We start from the raw sequence: 18,163 nt of genomic DNA, 5'->3' as shown, positions 1-18,163 counted from the left end.
GAGATGGGCGAAATAATGGACCGAATCGAGATGATTCTGGACGCAGCAATACTAGCTCGTCGTGAAGCCTGAGAGCCGAGGTTGGCCGCGCCATTCATGCGTAGGAGCATATACCCAATCCTGAGAATCATGCAATTCAAACTGCGGATGACGTAAGGCGCTCGAGCTGTGCGAGGATCGCGTTTCCCACTTGCTCGGTGCAGAAATCGCCGCCAAGATCGGGTGTTCTGGCGCCTGCGGCAAGCGCGTCGATGCAAGCCTGCTCGACCTGCGCGGCCTGCTTCGGCATGCCGAGCGAGAGGCGAAGCATCATGGCGACGCTCAGAATCTGCGCCATCGGATTAGCGATGCCCTTGCCTGCGATGTCCGGCGCGGAACCATGAATAGGCTCGTATATGGCGGGATTGAAGAGTTCCGCCTTTGTGGCGCCGATAGTCGCCGAAGGTAGCATGCCGAGGCTGCCGGTGAGCATCGAAGCGAGGTCGGAGAGGATGTCGCCGAACATGTTACCGGTGACGATCACGTCGAACTGCCGGGGCGCGCGCACCAGCTGCATGGCGCAGTTGTCGGCGTACATGTGGCGGAGGGTGACATCGGGAAACTCGCGCGCGTGCAGCGCACTCATCACCTCGCGCCAGACCAGGCCGCTCTCGGTCACATTAGCTTTCTCTACGCTGCAGACCTGGTTGCGTCGATCGCTAGCCAGTTGAAACGCCACGCGACCGACGCGCTCGATCTCCTGGGTGGAGTAGGTTTCAGTATTGAAGCCGCGCTTGTCGCCGTTTCTGAGGGTCTCGATACCGCGGGGCTCGCCGAAGTAGAGGCCCCCGGCACACTCGCGGACGATCATGAGGTCGAGCCCGCCGATGACCTCCGGTTTAAGCGTGCTGGCATCGATCAGCGGGGTAAAGAGGGTGGCGGGACGCAGATTGGCGAAGAGATTCAACTCCTTGCGGAGCCGGAGGATGGCGATCTCAGGACGAAGGTTGAAGCCAAGGCCCTCCCACTTCGGACCGCCGACCGAACCGAAAAGCACGGCGTGAGAGGCTCGTGCGCGTTCCATGGTCTCGTCCAGCAGCGGTGTGCCGTGCGCGTCGATGGCACAACCACCGGCGAGAGCGTATTCCAGGTCGAAATGGGTGTCTGATTGCGCCTCAACGTGCTTCAGGATGCGAACGGCCTGTTCCATGACCTCTGGGCCGACGCCATCGCCGGGCAGTACCAGAATTCGAAAGGACGATTGACTCACGAACACCTCCTCACTGTAAAGACTATCCTGCATATGGTTGCGGGCGCGAAGACGACCCACAACCTGGAGCAGTTGAGCATGCCTGAGGATCGCTGAAGGAGTCTCTCTTGAGTCCTGGCAATGATGCTCGAAAAGTAGCAGAAAAGCATGCACCGCTGCGATACTGGGAAGCGTCTAATCTTTTGGAATTACGCTGATGGCGACCGCAAATCTTCCCCAACCCGTCGCACCTCCCAAGGCGAGGATAAGCTCCTTCGAGCGGACGCTGCAGAGCGCCCGAAGGACGATGATGTTCAGCGAGGTGGTCAAGCTCGCAGTCGACAGCTTCAAGGCCAGCAAGGTTCGTTTTCTGCTGACCATGCTGGGCATGATCATCGGCTCAGCCTCGATCATTCTCGTCTATACGCTCGGGCTTACCGGCAAGGATTACGCGCTCAAGCTTATCTCCTCGATCGGTCCCAACATGATCGAGATGCAATATAACGGCGGCAGCTTAGTCGGCCCGGACAATACCAGCACTCCCGACTTCATGACGCGCGACGACATGAACGCCGTCGTCGAACAGGTTCCGGGCATCATCGCCTCGTCTCCGATGCTGGAAGATCACGACCGCCTCAGCATCGGCGGCGGCATCGTCAAGGACACGATGATCCTTGGGGTCTCGCCGCAATATAAGCAGGTTCGGAACCTGGCTGTTCTCGCCGGAAGATTCTTCGATGATCAGGATGCGATTACCCACACCAAGGTAGCTCTCATCGTTCTTCCGTTCGCCAAGCTGTTGTTTGGGAGCGCTCAGAGTGCGGTGGGGCGGACGATCAGCTTTCGCGGAGTCCCGTTTACGATCATCGGCGTCTTCAAGGAGAGTGTCGAAACCTTCGGCCAATCGGAGATCAGCGATCAGACGATTCTGATTCCCTACCCGGTGGCTCGCTACTTTACCGGGACCGATACCGTGAAGCAGATCTTCTTCACGATGAAAGATACGAGCATGGTGATTCCGGCGTCTCAGGAGATTCTTGACATTATTAAAAGCCGCCATCGGCCTACATCGGTCTACACGGCCTTCAACCTTGCGCAGGTTCTCAGCGTGATGGCGCAGATCGCGAATATGCTGACGATTGTGCTCACGCTCGCGGCGGCGATTACCCTGATCGTCTCCGGCGTCGGCATCATGAACAGCATGCTGGCGAACGTGCAGTCGCGTCTTCGCGAGATCGGCATACGCAAGGCCCTGGGCGCCACGAGTCACGAGATCCGGCTGCAGTTTCTTACGGAAGCAGTCTTTCTTTCGCTTAGCGGAGGCCTGATCGGGACCCTCCTCGGTCTCGCGATTCCGCTCTCCGTCAGCTTGCTTACGCCGTTCAAGATTCCGGTCTCATCGTGGTCTGCGGTTGTGGCCCTGGGAACCGCCGTAGTCGTCGGTGTGTTGTTTGGAACTCTTCCCGCCAACCGCGCCGCGCGCCTGGACCCCGTCCAGACTCTCAAATACGAGTAAGTTTCAGGTTCGAAGATTCCGCAAGCTCAGGCCAGCTGCGAATCCGCACGGCAGGTCAGACGGACTCCTGGAGCGTTTCGTCAATCCTGGCTTGCTTCGAGAAGCTCTCCGTGGCTCTCGAGACGACCAACTCTGTCGTCTCATTCAACTCATAGGCAATCTCCAGGATGCCGGGAACCTCTGCCGGGAGTGTGGAAACGAGGCGAGCGAGGTTCGTCCAGTCGATGTCTCCCGATCCGGGCCAAAGGTGATCGTCGCGCAGCCCATGGTTGTCGTGCAAATGCAGTTCGCTGATTCGCGAGCGTAACAGCTCAAAGGCATGATCCAGGCCACTATCGCTGAGGTTGGCGTGCCCTACGTCGAGCGTGATGCCGATATTGTCGAAGTGGCCGATGGTGAGGATCTCGAGCAGATGCTCCGGCGTAGTCACCTCGTTCTGCAGATTCTCAAGCAGCACCTTGACCCCAAGGGGACGAGCGAAGGTCTTGATGTGCTCGATTGCCGTCAACGAGTTCTCGATCGCTCTCTCGTCCCAGGGGTCATCCTTCACTCCGAGGTGAAGCGTGATCGCCGAAATCGATATCTGCTCGGCCAGCTCCAGGGCCCGCTTGACCTCGTCCATTGCTTCGATGCGGTGTGTTTTTTCCGGGGCAATCAAGGAGAGCGTTGGGCTGACATGACGCGACCAGTTCTCTGACTGCTCCAGCGTATAGATGGGCTGGTGAAGCGTCGCCCCAACCCCGGTGTCGCTAAACCAGGTGGCAAACTCTCGAACCACGGCGCGATCCGTGTAGTCGAAGTGATGGCGTGCGGCAAACAGCTCGATGGTACGAGCCCCGCTGCGCTGCAAGGCATCGAGCAGGCCTGGGTGAAGCCGCTGAGAGAGAAAGACGTGAGTGGAGATTCCGGGCTGCATCCTGAATTAGAAGACTACAACAGACCCGGGTGTGAAGATTTCATTTAGCATGGGCGCTGAAATCTACGGGAGGATGACGTATGCGCCGGGTTCTGCTGACGGCAGCGCTCTCCGGAACTTTATGGGCCCAAGCACCTGGCCCGCCTGCTGTTGCACCGCAGCCCGACACAGCGAAGCAGACGGATCGCATGATGAAAAAACTTGCAGATTGGCCGGACCTGGCTCGCTATCGCGACGAGGACCTGTCGCTCGGAGCACCGAAGCCGGGCGAACAACGGGTGGTCTTCCTGGGTGCTTCCATCACAGATTTCTGGGGAAGAAAGTATGGAGAATTCTTCCCCGGCAAGCCTTACGTCAACCGTGGAATCAGCGGACAGGTTACATCGCAGCTCCTCGTTCGATTCCAGCAGGATGTGGTTCATCTTTCCCCGGCAGCCGTGATCATCGCCGATGCGGGCGCGAACAATATCTCGGGAAATGCCGGGCCGGCAACGCTGGAGATGTTTCAAAACGACGTCGTCTCCATGGTTGCAGTCGCACGGGCACACCACATTCGCGTGATCCTCGCATCGCTTCTGCCCGCGTCGCGATTCCCGTGGCAACCTGAGGCGCGGCCCGCCGCCGAGATTCGGGAGTGGAACGCCTGGCTGAAGCAATATGCGGAACGGCAGCGAATGATATATCTGGATTACTACTCGGCCCTGGTGGACGAGCAAGGCGGCATGAAACCTGAACTTGCCTTCGACGGAGCGGTGCATCCGAATACTGCCGGATACGCCGTGATGCAGCCCCTGGCCGAAAAAGCCATCGCCGAAGCTCTAGCCGGGACTGTACCGTAGTTCCGTCAACAACGAACCTGAAAGGAATGATTTACATGGTCCGTGGAATGATTGCCCTGCTGGCGGGCACCCTGGTCTCCGCTTCCGCTTATGCACAGACGCCTGCGGCGGCTCCGACTGCCACAACTGCTACGGCGGATACCGCCAAGCAGATCGCGACGATGCAGACCAAGCTAAATGACTGGCCACAGCTCTCGCGATACCGGGACGCCAATGCCAGTTTGCCGTCCGTGGCGGCTGACGAGAGGCGCGTTGTTTTTTACGGCGACTCCATCACCGACGCCTGGGCAAAGAAGCCTGAGGAATTCTTCCCAGGGAAACCGTATGTCGGCCGCGGCATCAGCGGCCAGACAACCCCGCAGATGGTGGTGCGGTTTCAGCAGGATGTCGTGCACCTCAAGCCCGCGGTCGTGGTGATTCTTGCAGGAACCAACGATATTGCAGGCAACACAGGCCCCTCTACACCGGAGATGATCGAGGATAACTTCGAATCGATGGTCGCGATTGCGAACGCAAACAACATCAAGGTCATCCTCTCGTCCATCCTTCCGGCGGACCACTATAACTGGCAACCGGGCGCTCATCCCGCCGAGCAGATTCGAGAGATGAACACGCGACTGAAAGAGCTTTGCCGGAAATACGGCCTTGTGTATCTCGATTACTACACCGCGATGGCGAATGCCAGCGGCGGCATGAATCCCGACCTGGCCAAAGATGGCGTCCACCCAACCAGCAAAGCATATGCAATGATGTCTCCTCTGGCCGAGAAAGCGATTGCAGAGGCGTTGGCGCACTAACGGGGAAGGAGTCTCGTCATGGAAAAAGCAACACCAGCAAGTCCTATCGTTCCTCCATTTACCAGGGAGAGCGCCATCAAAAAGGTTCGCGCCGCGGAAGACGGATGGAATACGCGCGATCCGCAGCGTGTCTCGCTGGCCTACTCCGTGGATAGCCGCTGGCGTAACCGATCCGAGTTTGTAAACGGCCGCGACCAGATTGTCGCACTTCTCACGCGCAAATGGGATCGTGAGCTGGAGTACCGGCTGATCAAGGAGCTGTGGGCCTTCGACGGCGCAAGAATCGCCGTGCGATTCGCGTATGAGTGCCATGACGCCGCTGGTCAGTGGTGGCGAAGCTATGGCAATGAAAACTGGGAGTTCGACGAGAGCGGGCTAATGAAAGCTCGCCATGCAAGCATCAACGATCTGGCGATCGCAGAGTCTGAGCGGCTGTACCACTGGCCCATCGGACGCAGACCGGACGACCATCCAAGTCTGAGCGATCTGGGACTCTAGCGAGTTGTAACCTGATGCATTTGCTTCGGTAGCTGCATCCAACCTTTGGCAGTGAATCGTTGTGAGAAAAACGACACGCACGAGGAGAGCAGGATGCCATTTCTTACCGTCGGGAGAGATGCCGGCAACATCGACCTTTATTACGAGGATCACGGGGTCGGCAAACCCGTCGTTCTGATTCACGGTTTTCCGCTAAGCGGAAGGTCGTGGGAGAAACAAATTGGGCCCCTGGTCGACAGCGGGCATCGCGTGATCGTCTACGACCGACGAGGCTTCGGCCGATCGTCACAGACGATTTCGGGATACAACTACGACGTCTTCTCCGAAGACCTGCACAAACTCGTCAAACACCTGGATCTGAAACGTCCCTCGCTGGTGGGGTATTCCATGGGTACCGGCGAGGTTGCGCGATACATCTCGAGATATGGCTCGATCAACGTCGACAGAGCAGTCTTCATCGCTGGAATACCTCCCTACCTTAAGCAGTCGCCAGAAAACCCTGCAGGTGTAGACGAAGGAGTACGCACGCGGTTGGAAGCCGCCATTAAACAGGATCGCCTTACCTTCCTGACCAGCTTTTTCGAGAACATGTATAACGCGGATGTATTGCTCGGCTCCAGGCTAACGGAGGAGGAGCTTCGTTATAGCTGGAACATTGGCTCCATGGCCTCACCGCAAGCCACACTGCAGTGCGTCGGTGCGTGGTGGACAGATTTCCGCGCCTGTGTGCCGAAGATCGATGTCCCAACGCTCATCATTCACGGAGACGCGGATCGCACGGTTCCCCTGGAAGGAAGCTCGCGGCTTTTGCAACGCGGAATTCGCGGAAGCAGACTGGTCGTGATTGAAGGGGCACCTCATGGCCTGCTGGCGACGCACGCCGATAAGGTCAATCCCCTGCTTGTAGATTTTCTGCAGTAGACGCTCGATTTAAAGGAAGGGCTGTGACAGACCACGTCACAGCCCTTCCTCTTACTGCTCGGGAACCGCCTTCACCAACTCTTCGAGAGGGTCGACGAAGGTAAATCGCACCAAGGCCTGCTGCTCACGCGCTGTCCCAATCTGCGCAAGTTTTGCCTGCTTCCATCCGGCTGGAGCCTTACTGCTGCTGCTGAGGTAGGAAAGGGCCTCCTCGGCGGTTTGGGAGAGCTGCAGCAGTTGCTGGGCTCGTGGCCGCGCGACCGCGAGTAGAGGCGAAGTCGACATCTGAGTTTCGACGGTAGGGACAGCAGCGGCCCAGCTCTTGAACTGACGCTCAAGTTGCGTGCGTGCCTGTTCGTTTGCCGAAGGCGTCTTGAGCAGGTCACCAACCAACACCGCGATCTGGTGGCGAGTGGGTGGATCCGGCCGCACCGCGTCCACCAGATTGTCCAACGGCGTCAGCTGATCTGTGTGCTGGCCCTTGTAACGGTCGCCGAACGAGACGGGCTGCAGCGCCGATGCAAAGACGCGTAGCGCGTCGGTATCCTCAGTACCAGCCAACTCGCGCAGCGCCGCGCCTTCGTGAGTGAGATGGCGTAAGCCAAGCGCTTCGATCCGTAGCGATTCCACATCAAGCCGACGGTACATATCGTCGACATCCTTGACTGACTCTGGAGACCAGAACCGCTCAGCAACCGCGGCGGTGCGTGGCCAGATGCGCGAATCGATGGAGAGCGGATTGATGTGCTCACCCCACATGCACACTTCGCCGCCCAGCACGAATTTGCGCTGCTCGGCCGTGAGATCCGAGTTGGATGGAAGCGGGTCTGCGAGATAGTGCTCCTCAGCCGACTTCATTCCATCCAGGTAGTAAGGCTGCGAAAGAATCCCGTGATAGCCTCGGCGGGCAGCAGCGGTGAGCGACTCCGCGCCGCGCCAGGAGTGAATGACAGCGTCGGTCGGAAGGTCCGGATTCAGAATCTCGTCCCAGCCGACCATGTGTTTGCCGTGTTTCTTGGCGAGTTCGAGCACCCGCTCCGAGAAGTAGGTCTGCAGCTCCTCTGTGGTCTTGAAGTTGTGCGCGCGCATGAAGGCGACAACGCGGGGGTTATTCTTCCACTGCGTCCCCGGAGTCTCGTCACCACCAAGATGGAGGTAGGAGTCGGGGAAGATGGTCGCCATCTCGCCAAGGAAGGCGTCGATGAACTGATAGGTGCTGTCCTTGGTGGGATCCATCGCCACCTGCTCAACACCGAACTCGCGCCGGATGGTGTACGGGCCAGGATCGCTCGATAGCTCGGGATATCCCACCAGCCAGCTTCGAGTATGGCCCGGCATGTCGAACTCAGGAATGACACGGATTCCGCGAGATGCTGCATAAGCCACGACCTCCCGCGCCTCTTCCTGTGTGTAATAAAGGCCGTCGGAGCCCTCGCCGGTAAGCTTCGGATAGATCTTGCTTTCGATGCGGAAGCCCTGATCTTCCGAGAGGTGCCAGTGGAAGACGTTGAGCTTTACAGCCGCCATGGCGTCGAGATTGCGCTTGATAACCTCAACGGGCTCGAAGTGGCGGCCGACGTCGATCATCAGCCCACGCCAACGGAAGCGCGGCGAGTCCTCAATCTGCACCGCCGGAACGATGAAACCGCTGCCGCTGGGCTGGATAAGCTGCAGCAGGCTTGTCATGCCGCGCATGGCGCCTACGACGGTAGCCGCGTGAAGCTTAACCCCTGTTGACGTAACGGCCAGCGTGTAGGATTCATTCTCATCGATGGATTGGATCGCATCACCTGCTCCGTCCACATCAATGGTGAGACTGGATGCGTCACTCGTCGTGATCGCCCGTTGGCGTGGAACGCCTGTCTTACGCTCAATCTGCATAAGGGTGCGATCGACAGCGTCCTCCAGACGTTGATTCTTGAAGTGAGGCAGACCTACCGTCACGGCTGTGTTCCAGGGCAAAGCTCCAGACCCCACTCTCAAATGCGCGGGCTGGGGCATCAGTGTGTTGACGAATGTCGACTGGGCAGCAGATGAGGGCGAGAAGCCAAGTATCAACATGGCCCCCCCGAGCAGGGAAAAAGCGGCAGGACGCTTCACAACAGGTGTCTCCTTGGATACGCGACTTTATCTTTATCTTGAGAACTATACAAGTAGATGGAGAGCCACGCCTGAGACGATTGTCCATCCTCGCGAAGACTCTCTCGCCTTGCCCTGGGGATCTATGACATCAGCTGGACCTTGCCGCTTGCCAGATCATAGACGGCTCCCTCTACCCTTACCTTCCCCGAACGGACCGTCGGCGCAATGACAGGTTCGAGCGTACGAAGGCGTTCCACGGATCGCCGCACGTTAGCGCGAATAGCATTCTCAAGCCCATCTCCGGGCTTGTCCTTGCTCTCAAGGACAGCGGGCTTTATGGTGTTCACAAGGTCATTGATTGCTCCGGGAAGAGCATCGTTGTCGTGAAGGTGCTGAATGGCAGCCTTGACCGCTCCACACTGGCTGTGACCAAGAACCAGCAGGAGCGTGACGCCAAGCTCGGCAACAGCGTACTCCAGCGAACCCTTCACCGAGGCGCCGGCGCCACTCACGTAGTTCCCCGCAACACGAATGATGAAGAGATCGCCCACCCCCTGGTCGAAAAGAATCTCTGGAGGCACACGAGAGTCGGCACAGCCAAGAACCGCGGCAACAGGATTTTGTCCCAGTGCAAGAGCAGTGAAGTCTTTCGGCGATCGGCCAGAATGCGTCAGAGTCCCCGCGACGAAATGCCGATTGCCCTCGACGAGTCGGTTGAGAATAGCATCTGGCCGGCGATCGGATGGTCCATGCGACTGACCATCCAGGGGAGTATCGAAGAACGCCGGAGCAACAAAGGCCGCACCGGCAGAGAGCAGAAAACGACGGCGGGATGAATAGTCCACGGCGGGATTCCCCTTTGCTTTTTGCTCGCAAATTTCCTGTGAAAGAGCATAGCCCTTCCACCGCAAGACGCAATAAGGAAAAGGCACCTTATAGTGCGTCGCAGTCTCAGTAACCAGCGGCTTTGCCGAAGTCTCTGCGCGAATCATGGCCTCCCAGCAGCTCGCCTGTCTTCAGGTCGACCTCGATCAGCTCACTGTCGCCCCATACACCGGGGTTCTTCTCGTCGGCTACGGCAAGACGGTTGATGGTATAGCCCATCGCCTTGAGCTCCTCGGCAGGAGGTACCGGAAACTTCTTTTCCAGATCGAGCCGATCCGGAAGGTACTGGTGGTGGAAGCGCGGCGCGTCAGCCACCTGCTGGATGTTGAGGCCATTATCAATGGCGCTGATAATGTCGTTGGCAACCGTGGTGATAATGGTGGAGCCGCCCGGCGTTCCCATCACGTACGCAAGCTTGCCACGCCTGAACCAGTGACCACGCGTGGTGATGATGGTGGGCGTCATGGCCGAGAGAGGACGCTTGCCCGGTGCGATGGCGTTGGCCGAGCTCTGAATGAGTCCATAAACGTTAGGCACGCCGACCTTCGAGGTGAAGTCGTCCATCTCGTTGTTCATCAGGAAGCCCAGGCCCTCGATCGTAACCCCCGACCCGAAACCGCCGTTCAGCGTGTAGGTGCTCGAGACCGCAGTTCCGTCCTTATCGACAATCGAGAAATGCGTTGTCTGGGTCGACTCCTTTACAGACGCAGCCTGCGGGGGCGGAGGCATGAAGTCTGCCGGACGTACCAGTGACGCGGAAGGAGTGGGTTTCACCGGATCAATCGAGCTGCGCCAGGCCGCAGCATACTTCTCGTTCGCCATCTGCTTCAGCGGAAGTGTGTTGAAATCCGGATCGCCGAGATAATCGCCGCGGTCCATGTAGGCGCGACGGAAGGCTTCAGTGATGATGTGGACCTGCGCCGCGCTTCGATCTGCACCTATCCTGGGAAGGTCAAACCCGGAGAGGATGTTCAGAATCTCAACCAGGACGATCCCTCCTGAAGACGGTGGTGGAGCTGTAACGATGTCGTAGCCGTGATACCTGCCTTTGATCGGCTTCCGTTCCTTCACCTGGTAGGCCGCGAGATCCTCCGCCGTGATCAGGCCGCCACCCGCCTTCTCAAAGTCGGCAATCTGCTTCGCCATCGCACCCTTGTAGAAATCCGTCGGATCCTTGGCAATGCGGCGCAGCGTTTCGGCCAGCTCTGGCTGCTTGAAGGTGTCGCCTTCTTTGTAGAAGTTTCCATCGCGCTGAAAGATCCTTGCGGACGAGGGAAATCGCGTCAGATTCTTGCTCTCGAGCGCGCGTGCCTCGGCAACGGAGAGCACGTAACCCTCGCTCGCAAGCCGGATCGCCGGAGCCATATCCTGCGCCAGGCTCAGCTTGCCATAGTGCTTCTGGGCATAGGTCAGCCCAGCCACCGATCCAGGCACGCCCGACGCCTTGTACCCCACCAATGACATACCCGGAATCACATTGCCCTTCGCGTCGAGATACATATCGCGAGAGGCTCCCGCCGGGGCCTTCTCCCGGTAGTCGAGAAAGTGTGTCCTGCCATGCCTGTCACGAATCAGCATGAAGCCGCCGCCGCCGATGTTTCCCGCAAACGGGTAGACCACGGCAAGTGAGAAGCCGACCGCAACCGCCGCATCCACGGCGTTTCCGCCTTGCTTCAGAATCTCCACGCCGGCGTCCGAGGCATCGTGGTGGATCGTCACGACCATCGCATGAGCCGCGCGTGTCGGCTCCAATCCAGGCTGTTGCGCCTGTGTCGACGCGCCGAGTAGCGCCGTCACCGCAACAAAGGCGGCCACACAAAGACAGCTCGGGGAGAAGGTATTCGACGACGGGGGCCTGACTGCAAGGCGGAACAAGGTCAAGAAAGTTGTCTCCACGGGTGGCGGTGGAGTGATGATAAATGCCTTTTCCGCAGGTCCGCGAACAATTCGCCGCGCAGACGATCTACGGATGCTCGTGCTTGCCGGAAGGTGGCGGCGGAGGCGACTGCGGCACCTTCGCTGTCGTCTTCAAGAGCTCCGCCCTGACCTCGGACCCATCCGGATTCCGGAAATAAAACTCCGTTCCATCGATGGCGTACTCCACCTTTGCTCCAACATCTGCCTTTGGCTTATTCACCGAAGGCACACTAGCCGGGATCCGAACCAGGTAGAGCTTCGTGCCCGAAGAGATGGTGTAGTACATCCAGCTCGAGCGCGGGCTTGAGCGTCCAGCCGGGGCGTCTGTGGGCGAGCCGTCCCTTTCAGGGTTGCCGTCGCTTTCGGTATAACTCCGTGGCGGCTGCGCAACGTTTCCTGGGTCATCTTTGCGCTCCAAAGAGACGAGGATGCCCGTCTCCCATTTGCGCTCTACAGAGAATCCGGTGAGTGGAAGACTCAGCAGAACCAGCAGGACAGCGACAACACGTCTTACGACCATGGCACGCCCCCAAAGGTTGGCGATGGCAAGCCATGATACGCCTGATCGAAGACATGAGGCCGAAGAGGCGAAGGCATCCGCCACCTGATCCACGTAGAATCGAACTCGCATGTCTACGCGCGTCCGCTCCTATTCCAAGATCAACCTGGGGCTTGCCATCGGTCCCTCTAGGCCCGACGGCTTCCATGGGCTGACGACGTTTTACCAGACTCTCGAGCTGCACGATCTTGTAACCGTCGAAGCGAAACGCGCCAGTGCAACCACGATCACACTCGCCTCCAACGACGAACGAGTTCCACTTGATAACAGAAATACAGCATGGCGAATGGTGGAAGGAGCACTCAGCCGGCTGGAGATGACTGCCGCCGTCTCTATCCATATAGAGAAGCTCCTGCCCGTACAGGGAGGCATGGGTGCAGGAAGTGCAAACGCTGCAGCCGCACTGATCGGACTCGAGCGCGAGCTGGATACCTCGCTGCCTGGAGCCGACCGCTTGCGTCTGGCTGCGGAGGTCGGCTCGGACGTGCCTCTTTTTCTTCTCGGCGGTTCTGTTTTGGGCCTTGGGCGAGGGGAACAGGTCTATCCTTTACCGGATATGCCCTGCGTTTTCTGCGTTGTATCGGTTCCTGAGGTAGGAGTTTCGACACCCCAGGCCTTCCGGGACTGGGACGCGCTCGCATTGACGCAGCACGGGAAATCCGATAGACTAAGGGAGTTGAGTCTCGCTTACGCATCTATTTCTGCGGAGCCAGGCACTTCCGGTATCATCCGTGGCTCGAACCCTGGAAACCAGCAGGGAGGTTCTGACAAAGGTCAGAGCGGCCAAGTGGATGATCTGGCGGAGAATACCCTTCTCTCGCTTGTCCGCACCGGGGTAGAAAACGACTTTGAACAGGTCGTCTTTCCTGCTTATCCCTCCTTGCGTGAAATCAAGCGTCAATTGATGGGTACCGGCTCCGAGGCAGCGCTCTATGCTGCGCTCTCGGGTTCGGGTTCGGCTCTGTTTGGACTTTACCGGTCTGAAGCGGATGCACGAGCGGCTCAACAGCGCGTTCAGAACGCGGGAGTCAAGGCGCTGATGACGAAGACCTTGCCCCGCAGCATGTACTGGACGACAATGTTCGCAGGGTGACCGGCCGGGTAAACGAAACGCGGCTGATTTTATGGTTTCACTGGGCGATCGACTAACGGTAGGTCAAGTGCCTTTGACGCACTTTGTCTAGGTTCGAATCCTAGTCGCCCAACCAAAGTCTTTCGCCACGCGAAGTGAGTGAGTTTTAGGGATTTTGCGGCAGCAACTTGCCGCCGAAGTGAAACGAGATGAGTTCCTGCGGCCCGCAGAAAAAACAACGAAATGGGCCGGCACGAGGAACCAGGAAGTTTTGAAGGACAGTCTTACGTAGTTTCAGGGATTCGCAACAAGGATTTTTGAGCAGTACGGAACCGCAACAAGGTTCCGATAGACAACGCAGCAGGAACTATTCAAGGTCAACCAGCCTGGAGGTTTCATCGTGAACGAACAAGACGCGACTGCAGTTCTTTCCCCTATTGAAGGTCAGGTTGAGGAGGCGGAAACCAGCTCCCAACCTGCACCGGCGCTCTCCGACAAGAATCATTCCGGCGGACAGCAGAAGGCAGCGGAGAAAAAGCGCGCTCCGCGGCAGAGTGAGAATAAGCGCATGAAGATTTTTTGCGGATCGTCCAACATCGCCTTGTGCGAGGAGATCTGCAGGTTCGTTGGAGTGCCGATGGGCGAGAGCCGCCTGCAACGGTTCTCCGACGGAGAGGTTCACTTTCAGCTGCTCGAGAACGTTCGCGGTGCGGACGTCTTTCTCGTGCAGCCCACATGTTTTCCTGTTGACCAGCATCTTGTCGAGCTGCTGATCATGATGGACGCGCTGAAGCGCGCATCCGCCGGCCGTATTACGGTCGTGGTTCCGTACTACGGCTACGCCCGGCAGGACCGCAAGGACCGGCCCCGCGTTGCGATTACGTCGAAGCTGGTTGCCGATCTGCTTACCACCGCCGGTGCAAACCGCGCGCTGCTGGTCGATCTGCACGCAGCGCAGATTCAAGGGTTTTTCAATATCCCGGTGGATCACCTATTTGCCAGCCCGGTGCTGGTGAGCTACTTCCGGGAGATGAACCTGCCGGACCTGACGGTGGTCTCACCCGATGCCGGCGGCGTGGAAAGGGCGAGATTCTTCGCCAAGAAGCTGGATGTACCGTTGGCCATCGTCGACAAGCGGCGGACCGACATCAATATCACCGAGGTGATGAACGTCATCGGCGATGTACGCGGCCGGACGTGCCTGATCCTCGACGACATCATCGATACGGCTGGAACGCTAGTGAAGACGGCCGATGCCCTGCTCGAACAGGGGGCGAAGAAGGTTTACGCGTGCGCGACACATCCGGTGCTCTCGGGTCCGGCGATCGAGCGCATTGCGGAGTCACGGTTGGAGCAGGTCATCGTGACCAACACCATCCCTCTGCGCGAAGAGGCGCAGAAGGTGGGCAAGATCAAGGTGCTCTCCATTGCCGGGCTTTTGGGCAGGGCGATTGAAAGCATTCACATGGAGACGAGCGTCAGCTCGCTCTTCAACTAAAGTTTGGTTCCGCAGAGGTCGGGCGAAGCCAGCAGGTAGCAGGCGCTGTACAAATCACGCGGCTTGAGCCGCAAAGGGAGCGGAGACAAAAGTTCTTCGTGCCCGAAAGGAAAGCAGACATGGCAGTAGCAACGTTCGATGCAGTGGTCGCCACGCCCCGCGAGGGCAAGTTCAACAAGAATGCGGCCCGCCGCGTTCGCGTCGCCGGCAAGATTCCCGCAGTCGTTTATGGAGCGGGTCAGGATGCGGTCGCCGTTACGGTCGATCCCAAGATCATCACCAAGATCCTGCACTCCGAGTCAGGCCACAACACCATCTTCGACCTCAATGTCGAGGGAAGCCCTGCCGCTAAGGCGATGATTGTCGATTGGCAGAATGAGCCTATCAAGGGCCGCCTGCTGCACATCGACCTCAAGCGCATCGCCATGGACAAGGCTATGCGTGTCTCGGTTCCCGTTCAGCTCATCGGCGTTCCGACCGGCGTGAAGACTCAGGGTGGAATCCTTGACCACGTTCTGCGTGAGGTCGAGATCGAGTGCCTCCCCGCCGACATTCCGAGCCACATCGACGTCGATGTCAACGGCCTCGAGCTGCACGGCGCAATTCACATCTCCGACCTGCCGCACTCCGGCTCGATCAAGTACCTCGGCGAAGAGACGGCGACGGTCGCACACGTAACCGTGATCAAGGAAGAGGCTGCACCGGCCGACGCGCTGGTTGCTGCACCGGCCGAGCCTGAGGTTGCGAAGAAGGGCAAGACTGAAACCGCAGCCGCTCCGGCAGCTGACACGAAGAAGAAGTAACTTGGTGGCGGTCCTGATTGGATTCAGGACTGCCGCTCATTTGTACGGAAGGAAACGTTCGAGTGAAGCTGATCGTCGGGCTTGGAAATCCAGGGATCGAATATCAGTTCACACCGCACAACGCCGGGTTTCTGGCCGTCGATCGCATCGCAGAAGATTGCGGCGTGGTGGTCACCAACCGGCGAGGCAAGGCGCTCACGGCAAAGGCAAGGCTTGCAGGACAGGATGTTCTGCTGGCCAAACCCGAGACCTTTATGAACCTGAGCGGGCTTTCGGTAGCCGCGCTGGTTCGGGAGCTTGAGATCGAGCAAGTCTCCGAGGATGTCATCGTCCTCTACGACGAGCTGGCATTTCCGCTGGGCCAGTTCCGAATCTCCCAGCGTGGTTCGGCGAACGGGCACAACGGAGTGAAGTCGGTCTCCGGCGCGCTGGGAACGGAAGAATGGATTCGCATCCGCATCGGCATTGGCAAGCCGCCGCTTGAGGATGGCAGAGAGATCAAGGCGGGAGGCAGGGACTACCTGCTGACGCCGATGCGCAAGCTGGAGCTTGCGGTGCTGGATGAAGTGCTCGACCGCGTGAAAGTCGCAGTCGAAACGGTGCTGACCAAGGGTGTCAGCGCCGCGATGAACGAGTTCAACCGTCGTCCGGACCCTGAAAATGGCTCGGGCGAAGGGAAGTAGCACGGGCAGTTGATTCCATACCGGACCGGCAGACCAGCGCCGGGCGGTGCGAAGCAGAACTTCGCAGAAAGAAGTGAAACGCATGAGCCGCACTTATGAAGTGATGTACATCGTCCGTCCGGACGCGGAAGAGGCAGACCTCGACAAGCTGGTCGAAGGTTTCGAGAAGAACGTCACCGACGGTGGCGGAGAGATCAAGTCGACCGAGAAGATGGGCCGCCGCCGCCTCGCCTACACGGTTCGCAAGTTCAACGACGGCATCTATGTCCTGATGACGATCATCGCCGACGGCTCCCTGGTTGGCGAGATCGAACGCCGCCTTCGCGTCTCCGAGCAGGTGATCAAGTTCATCACCGTCCGGATCGACGAAGAGGAGAAGCGTCTGGCCAAGATCAAGGCTATCCGCGATACCAAGGTGAAGCGCAGCGCACTGCCGGTTGCGAGCAACGTAGAGGCTCCAATAGCCGAGATTCCCGCGACTGAGGCTCCTGCGGCTGAAGCCGCCGCGGTCTAGCGATCTTCCCATGGAATAAGATCTGCGGCGCCTGAAACCGGGCACCGCATAACGCACCACCAATCGCTTGAACCCGCTTCCATGCAGCTCTTCCGGGGCGCATGTCCAGAGACTCCACCGCGTGTCTGGAGCGGCAAGGGCCACCAACGAGGAAAGAGGAAATCAATCATGGCTGATGAGACGACCAGCACGCAATCCACTGAGCACCACCATGCTCCCGCATCCCGCCCCGCTTCGGCAGGCCCCGGCGGCCCGCGCCCACCCCGTCCCGCAGGCGGACCTGGTGGCGGACGCAAGTTCTTCCGTCGCAAGAAGGTTTGCAAGTTCTGCACCGAGAAGATCGATGCCATCTCCTATCGCGACGTTCGCCTGTTGCAGGGCTTTGTCGCTGAGCGTGGCAAGATCGTTCCGCGCCGCCTGACGGGCGTCTGCACCCGCCACCAGCGCCGCCTCTCGCTGGCCATCAAGCAGTCGCGCAACATCGCCCTGCTTGCGTTCGCCACGCGCTACTAACTATCGCTTATCGCCAGGCTGCTGCCCTTGCTGCGCGGCCTGAGAACGGAGACATTGCAATGGAAGTTATTCTGAAGGAAGACGTCAACAAGCTTGGACACCGCGGCGACGTTGTTAAGGTCGCCGACGGCTACGGGCGTAATTACCTGCTGCCGCAGAAGCTCGCCATCGAGGCGACTCAGGCGAACAAGGCCGTCATCGACCAGATGAAGGCATCGGCGGTCCGCAAGTCCGCCAAGGAGAAGGTCGAGGCCGAGGCGTTCTCGACCCAGCTCAGCGAAGTCGAGCTGGTCTTCGAGCGCAAGGTCGGTGAGAACGATCACCTCTTCGGGTCCGTCACCTCGGGCGATATCGCGCACGAGCTGGAAGCGAAGGGTTACACCATCGACCGCCGCAAGATCGCGCTCGACGAGCCTCTCAAGTCTCTCGGCGAGTATCACGTACCCGTGAAGCTCCACCGCGAAATCACCAGCCACGTAAAGGTCACCGTCAAGAGCGATCAGCCCGAGTCAGAGACCGTTCCCGCAGCTGCGGTATAACCGCACGCATCAGTAGTTCCAAGGCATCCAGCCCTCCAGGCTGGATGCCTTTTTTTGATCTACCGCCCCTCCCCCACATTCCGCGCAAAATATTCAAAACAAATATCTTAGCCTGTAACCCCTTGCGCGAAACCAAAAGGGTCCTAGGTCGCCTATCCGCGGGGAGAGTAAGCGGGCACTCCTTCCATTCGGATGGATATGTCTTTTCTTTCGCGGAGTTCTGCGAGAGTGCGATCAACTTGCGAGGATTCTTCGCTGCGTTCAGAATGACGTGGAGATACGCCGTTTTTAGAACTGTTCCAGAGCTTGTACTTTAATTTTAGACAATTCCCCTGAACTGATCGGCACTCCTGGCGCATCTTATCTTCGTCGGCTAAATCGCT

The 18,163-nt window shown here is 58.8% G+C and carries 18 protein-coding genes and 1 tRNA gene; 13 read left to right on the top strand and 6 right to left on the bottom strand.

What is annotated here, in order from left to right; genetic code table 11:
• Positions 1–136: 136 nt before the first annotated feature.
• The gene (gene leuB, locus BDD14_RS17210) at positions 137–1,249 is read right to left on the bottom strand and encodes a 3-isopropylmalate dehydrogenase (protein ID WP_207231762.1); all 1,113 of its coding nucleotides are present in this window, start codon (positions 1,247–1,249) and stop codon (positions 137–139) included.
• Positions 1,250–1,445: 196 nt separating this feature from the next.
• Here leuB and BDD14_RS17205 point away from each other — a divergent pair, with 196 nt between their 5' ends.
• Positions 1,446–2,744 carry an ABC transporter permease gene (locus tag BDD14_RS17205; RefSeq protein ID WP_130419874.1) on the top strand — a complete coding sequence of 433 codons (1,299 nt, stop codon included), beginning with the start codon at positions 1,446–1,448 and terminating at the stop codon, positions 2,742–2,744.
• Positions 2,745–2,799: 55 nt separating this feature from the next.
• Here BDD14_RS17205 and BDD14_RS17200 read toward each other — a convergent pair whose 3' ends face one another.
• On the bottom strand, positions 2,800–3,660 hold the full coding sequence (locus tag BDD14_RS17200; protein ID WP_130419873.1) for a sugar phosphate isomerase/epimerase family protein: 861 nt from the start codon (positions 3,658–3,660) through the stop codon (positions 2,800–2,802).
• An 80-nt stretch (positions 3,661–3,740) separates the two neighbouring features.
• Here BDD14_RS17200 and BDD14_RS17195 point away from each other — a divergent pair, with 80 nt between their 5' ends.
• The 4 genes from BDD14_RS17195 to BDD14_RS17180 all read left to right on the top strand — a co-directional run bounded on the left by BDD14_RS17195 (position 3,741) and on the right by BDD14_RS17180 (position 6,715).
• Positions 3,741–4,499, top strand: a complete 759-nt coding sequence (locus BDD14_RS17195) for an SGNH/GDSL hydrolase family protein (RefSeq protein WP_242618022.1) — start codon at positions 3,741–3,743, stop codon at positions 4,497–4,499.
• Between the two features lie 35 nt (positions 4,500–4,534).
• Positions 4,535–5,296 (top strand): SGNH/GDSL hydrolase family protein, encoded by a 762-nt coding sequence (locus BDD14_RS17190; RefSeq protein WP_242618021.1) that lies wholly within the window; start codon positions 4,535–4,537, stop codon positions 5,294–5,296.
• 18 nt (positions 5,297–5,314) lie between these two features.
• The gene (locus BDD14_RS17185; RefSeq protein WP_130419871.1) at positions 5,315–5,794 is read left to right on the top strand and encodes a nuclear transport factor 2 family protein; all 480 of its coding nucleotides are present in this window, start codon (positions 5,315–5,317) and stop codon (positions 5,792–5,794) included.
• Between the two features lie 93 nt (positions 5,795–5,887).
• The gene (locus BDD14_RS17180; RefSeq protein WP_130419870.1) at positions 5,888–6,715 is read left to right on the top strand and encodes an alpha/beta fold hydrolase; all 828 of its coding nucleotides are present in this window, start codon (positions 5,888–5,890) and stop codon (positions 6,713–6,715) included.
• 51 nt (positions 6,716–6,766) lie between these two features.
• Here BDD14_RS17180 and BDD14_RS17175 read toward each other — a convergent pair whose 3' ends face one another.
• From BDD14_RS17175 to BDD14_RS17160, 4 genes are all read right to left on the bottom strand, one after another.
• The gene (locus BDD14_RS17175; RefSeq protein ID WP_242618020.1) at positions 6,767–8,815 is read right to left on the bottom strand and encodes a beta-N-acetylhexosaminidase; all 2,049 of its coding nucleotides are present in this window, start codon (positions 8,813–8,815) and stop codon (positions 6,767–6,769) included.
• A gap of 122 nt (positions 8,816–8,937) precedes the next feature.
• Positions 8,938–9,789 carry a carbonic anhydrase gene (locus BDD14_RS17170; RefSeq protein ID WP_130419869.1) on the bottom strand — a complete coding sequence of 284 codons (852 nt, stop codon included), beginning with the start codon at positions 9,787–9,789 and terminating at the stop codon, positions 8,938–8,940.
• Positions 9,749–11,479 (bottom strand): gamma-glutamyltransferase, encoded by a 1,731-nt coding sequence (gene ggt, locus BDD14_RS17165; RefSeq protein WP_423201800.1) that lies wholly within the window; start codon positions 11,477–11,479, stop codon positions 9,749–9,751. Before ggt ends, BDD14_RS17170 begins: the two co-directional genes overlap by 41 nt.
• A gap of 166 nt (positions 11,480–11,645) precedes the next feature.
• Positions 11,646–12,230, bottom strand: a complete 585-nt coding sequence (locus BDD14_RS17160; protein WP_130419868.1) for a hypothetical protein — start codon at positions 12,228–12,230, stop codon at positions 11,646–11,648.
• Between BDD14_RS17160 and ispE the strand changes: the two genes are divergently transcribed.
• From ispE to rplI, 8 genes are all read left to right on the top strand, one after another.
• A complete protein-coding gene (gene ispE, locus BDD14_RS17155; RefSeq protein ID WP_130419867.1) occupies positions 12,229–13,251 on the top strand; it encodes a 4-(cytidine 5'-diphospho)-2-C-methyl-D-erythritol kinase in 1,023 nt (340 codons plus the stop codon). The genes BDD14_RS17160 and ispE overlap by 2 nt on opposite strands.
• A gap of 41 nt (positions 13,252–13,292) precedes the next feature.
• A tRNA-Gln gene (locus BDD14_RS17150) sits at positions 13,293–13,366 on the top strand.
• A 264-nt stretch (positions 13,367–13,630) separates the two neighbouring features.
• On the top strand, positions 13,631–14,728 hold the full coding sequence (locus BDD14_RS17145; RefSeq protein WP_423201758.1) for a ribose-phosphate diphosphokinase: 1,098 nt from the start codon (positions 13,631–13,633) through the stop codon (positions 14,726–14,728).
• Between the two features lie 119 nt (positions 14,729–14,847).
• Positions 14,848–15,531, top strand: coding sequence for a 50S ribosomal protein L25 (locus BDD14_RS17140; RefSeq protein WP_130419866.1), 684 nt, complete (start codon positions 14,848–14,850; stop codon positions 15,529–15,531).
• A 62-nt stretch (positions 15,532–15,593) separates the two neighbouring features.
• Positions 15,594–16,214, top strand: coding sequence for an aminoacyl-tRNA hydrolase (gene pth / locus BDD14_RS17135; RefSeq protein WP_130419865.1), 621 nt, complete (start codon positions 15,594–15,596; stop codon positions 16,212–16,214).
• 82 nt (positions 16,215–16,296) lie between these two features.
• Positions 16,297–16,728: a 30S ribosomal protein S6 gene (gene rpsF, locus BDD14_RS17130; protein ID WP_130419864.1), complete on the top strand. Its 432-nt coding sequence runs from the start codon at positions 16,297–16,299 to the stop codon at positions 16,726–16,728.
• 168 nt (positions 16,729–16,896) lie between these two features.
• Entirely contained in the window at positions 16,897–17,241 is a 345-nt protein-coding gene (rpsR, locus tag BDD14_RS33755) for a 30S ribosomal protein S18 (RefSeq protein WP_130419863.1), read from the top strand.
• A 59-nt stretch (positions 17,242–17,300) separates the two neighbouring features.
• Complete coding sequence (gene rplI, locus BDD14_RS17120; RefSeq protein WP_130419862.1) at positions 17,301–17,780, top strand: 50S ribosomal protein L9; 480 nt, start codon at positions 17,301–17,303, stop codon at positions 17,778–17,780.
• Positions 17,781–18,163: the final 383 nt, after the last annotated feature.

This window comes from Edaphobacter modestus (genome assembly GCF_004217555.1).
In the GTDB taxonomy this organism is placed as follows: domain Bacteria; phylum Acidobacteriota; class Terriglobia; order Terriglobales; family Acidobacteriaceae; genus Edaphobacter; species Edaphobacter modestus.
This window is presented reverse-complemented; position numbering and strand designations above follow the sequence as displayed.

Bases quoted from the DNA above. Each gene is read 5' to 3' on its own strand.
- BDD14_RS17180 (WP_130419870.1), top strand. From the start codon at position 5,888: ATGCCATTTCTTACCGTCGGGAGAGATGCCGGCAACATCGACCTTTAT.
- BDD14_RS17200 (WP_130419873.1), bottom strand. From the start codon at position 3,660: ATGCAGCCCGGAATCTCCACTCACGTCTTTCTCTCTCAGCGGCTTCAC.
- BDD14_RS17160 (WP_130419868.1), bottom strand. From the start codon at position 12,230: ATGCGAGTTCGATTCTACGTGGATCAGGTGGCGGATGCCTTCGCCTCT.
- BDD14_RS17170 (WP_130419869.1), bottom strand. From the start codon at position 9,789: ATGATTCGCGCAGAGACTTCGGCAAAGCCGCTGGTTACTGAGACTGCG.
- ispE (WP_130419867.1), top strand. From the start codon at position 12,229: ATGTCTACGCGCGTCCGCTCCTATTCCAAGATCAACCTGGGGCTTGCC.
- rplI (WP_130419862.1), top strand. From the start codon at position 17,301: ATGGAAGTTATTCTGAAGGAAGACGTCAACAAGCTTGGACACCGCGGC.
- rpsF (WP_130419864.1), top strand. From the start codon at position 16,297: ATGAGCCGCACTTATGAAGTGATGTACATCGTCCGTCCGGACGCGGAA.
- BDD14_RS17190 (WP_242618021.1), top strand. From the start codon at position 4,535: ATGGTCCGTGGAATGATTGCCCTGCTGGCGGGCACCCTGGTCTCCGCT.
- BDD14_RS17185 (WP_130419871.1), top strand. From the start codon at position 5,315: ATGGAAAAAGCAACACCAGCAAGTCCTATCGTTCCTCCATTTACCAGG.
- BDD14_RS17140 (WP_130419866.1), top strand. From the start codon at position 14,848: ATGGCAGTAGCAACGTTCGATGCAGTGGTCGCCACGCCCCGCGAGGGC.
- BDD14_RS17195 (WP_242618022.1), top strand. From the start codon at position 3,741: ATGCGCCGGGTTCTGCTGACGGCAGCGCTCTCCGGAACTTTATGGGCC.
- rpsR (WP_130419863.1), top strand. From the start codon at position 16,897: ATGGCTGATGAGACGACCAGCACGCAATCCACTGAGCACCACCATGCT.
- BDD14_RS17205 (WP_130419874.1), top strand. From the start codon at position 1,446: ATGGCGACCGCAAATCTTCCCCAACCCGTCGCACCTCCCAAGGCGAGG.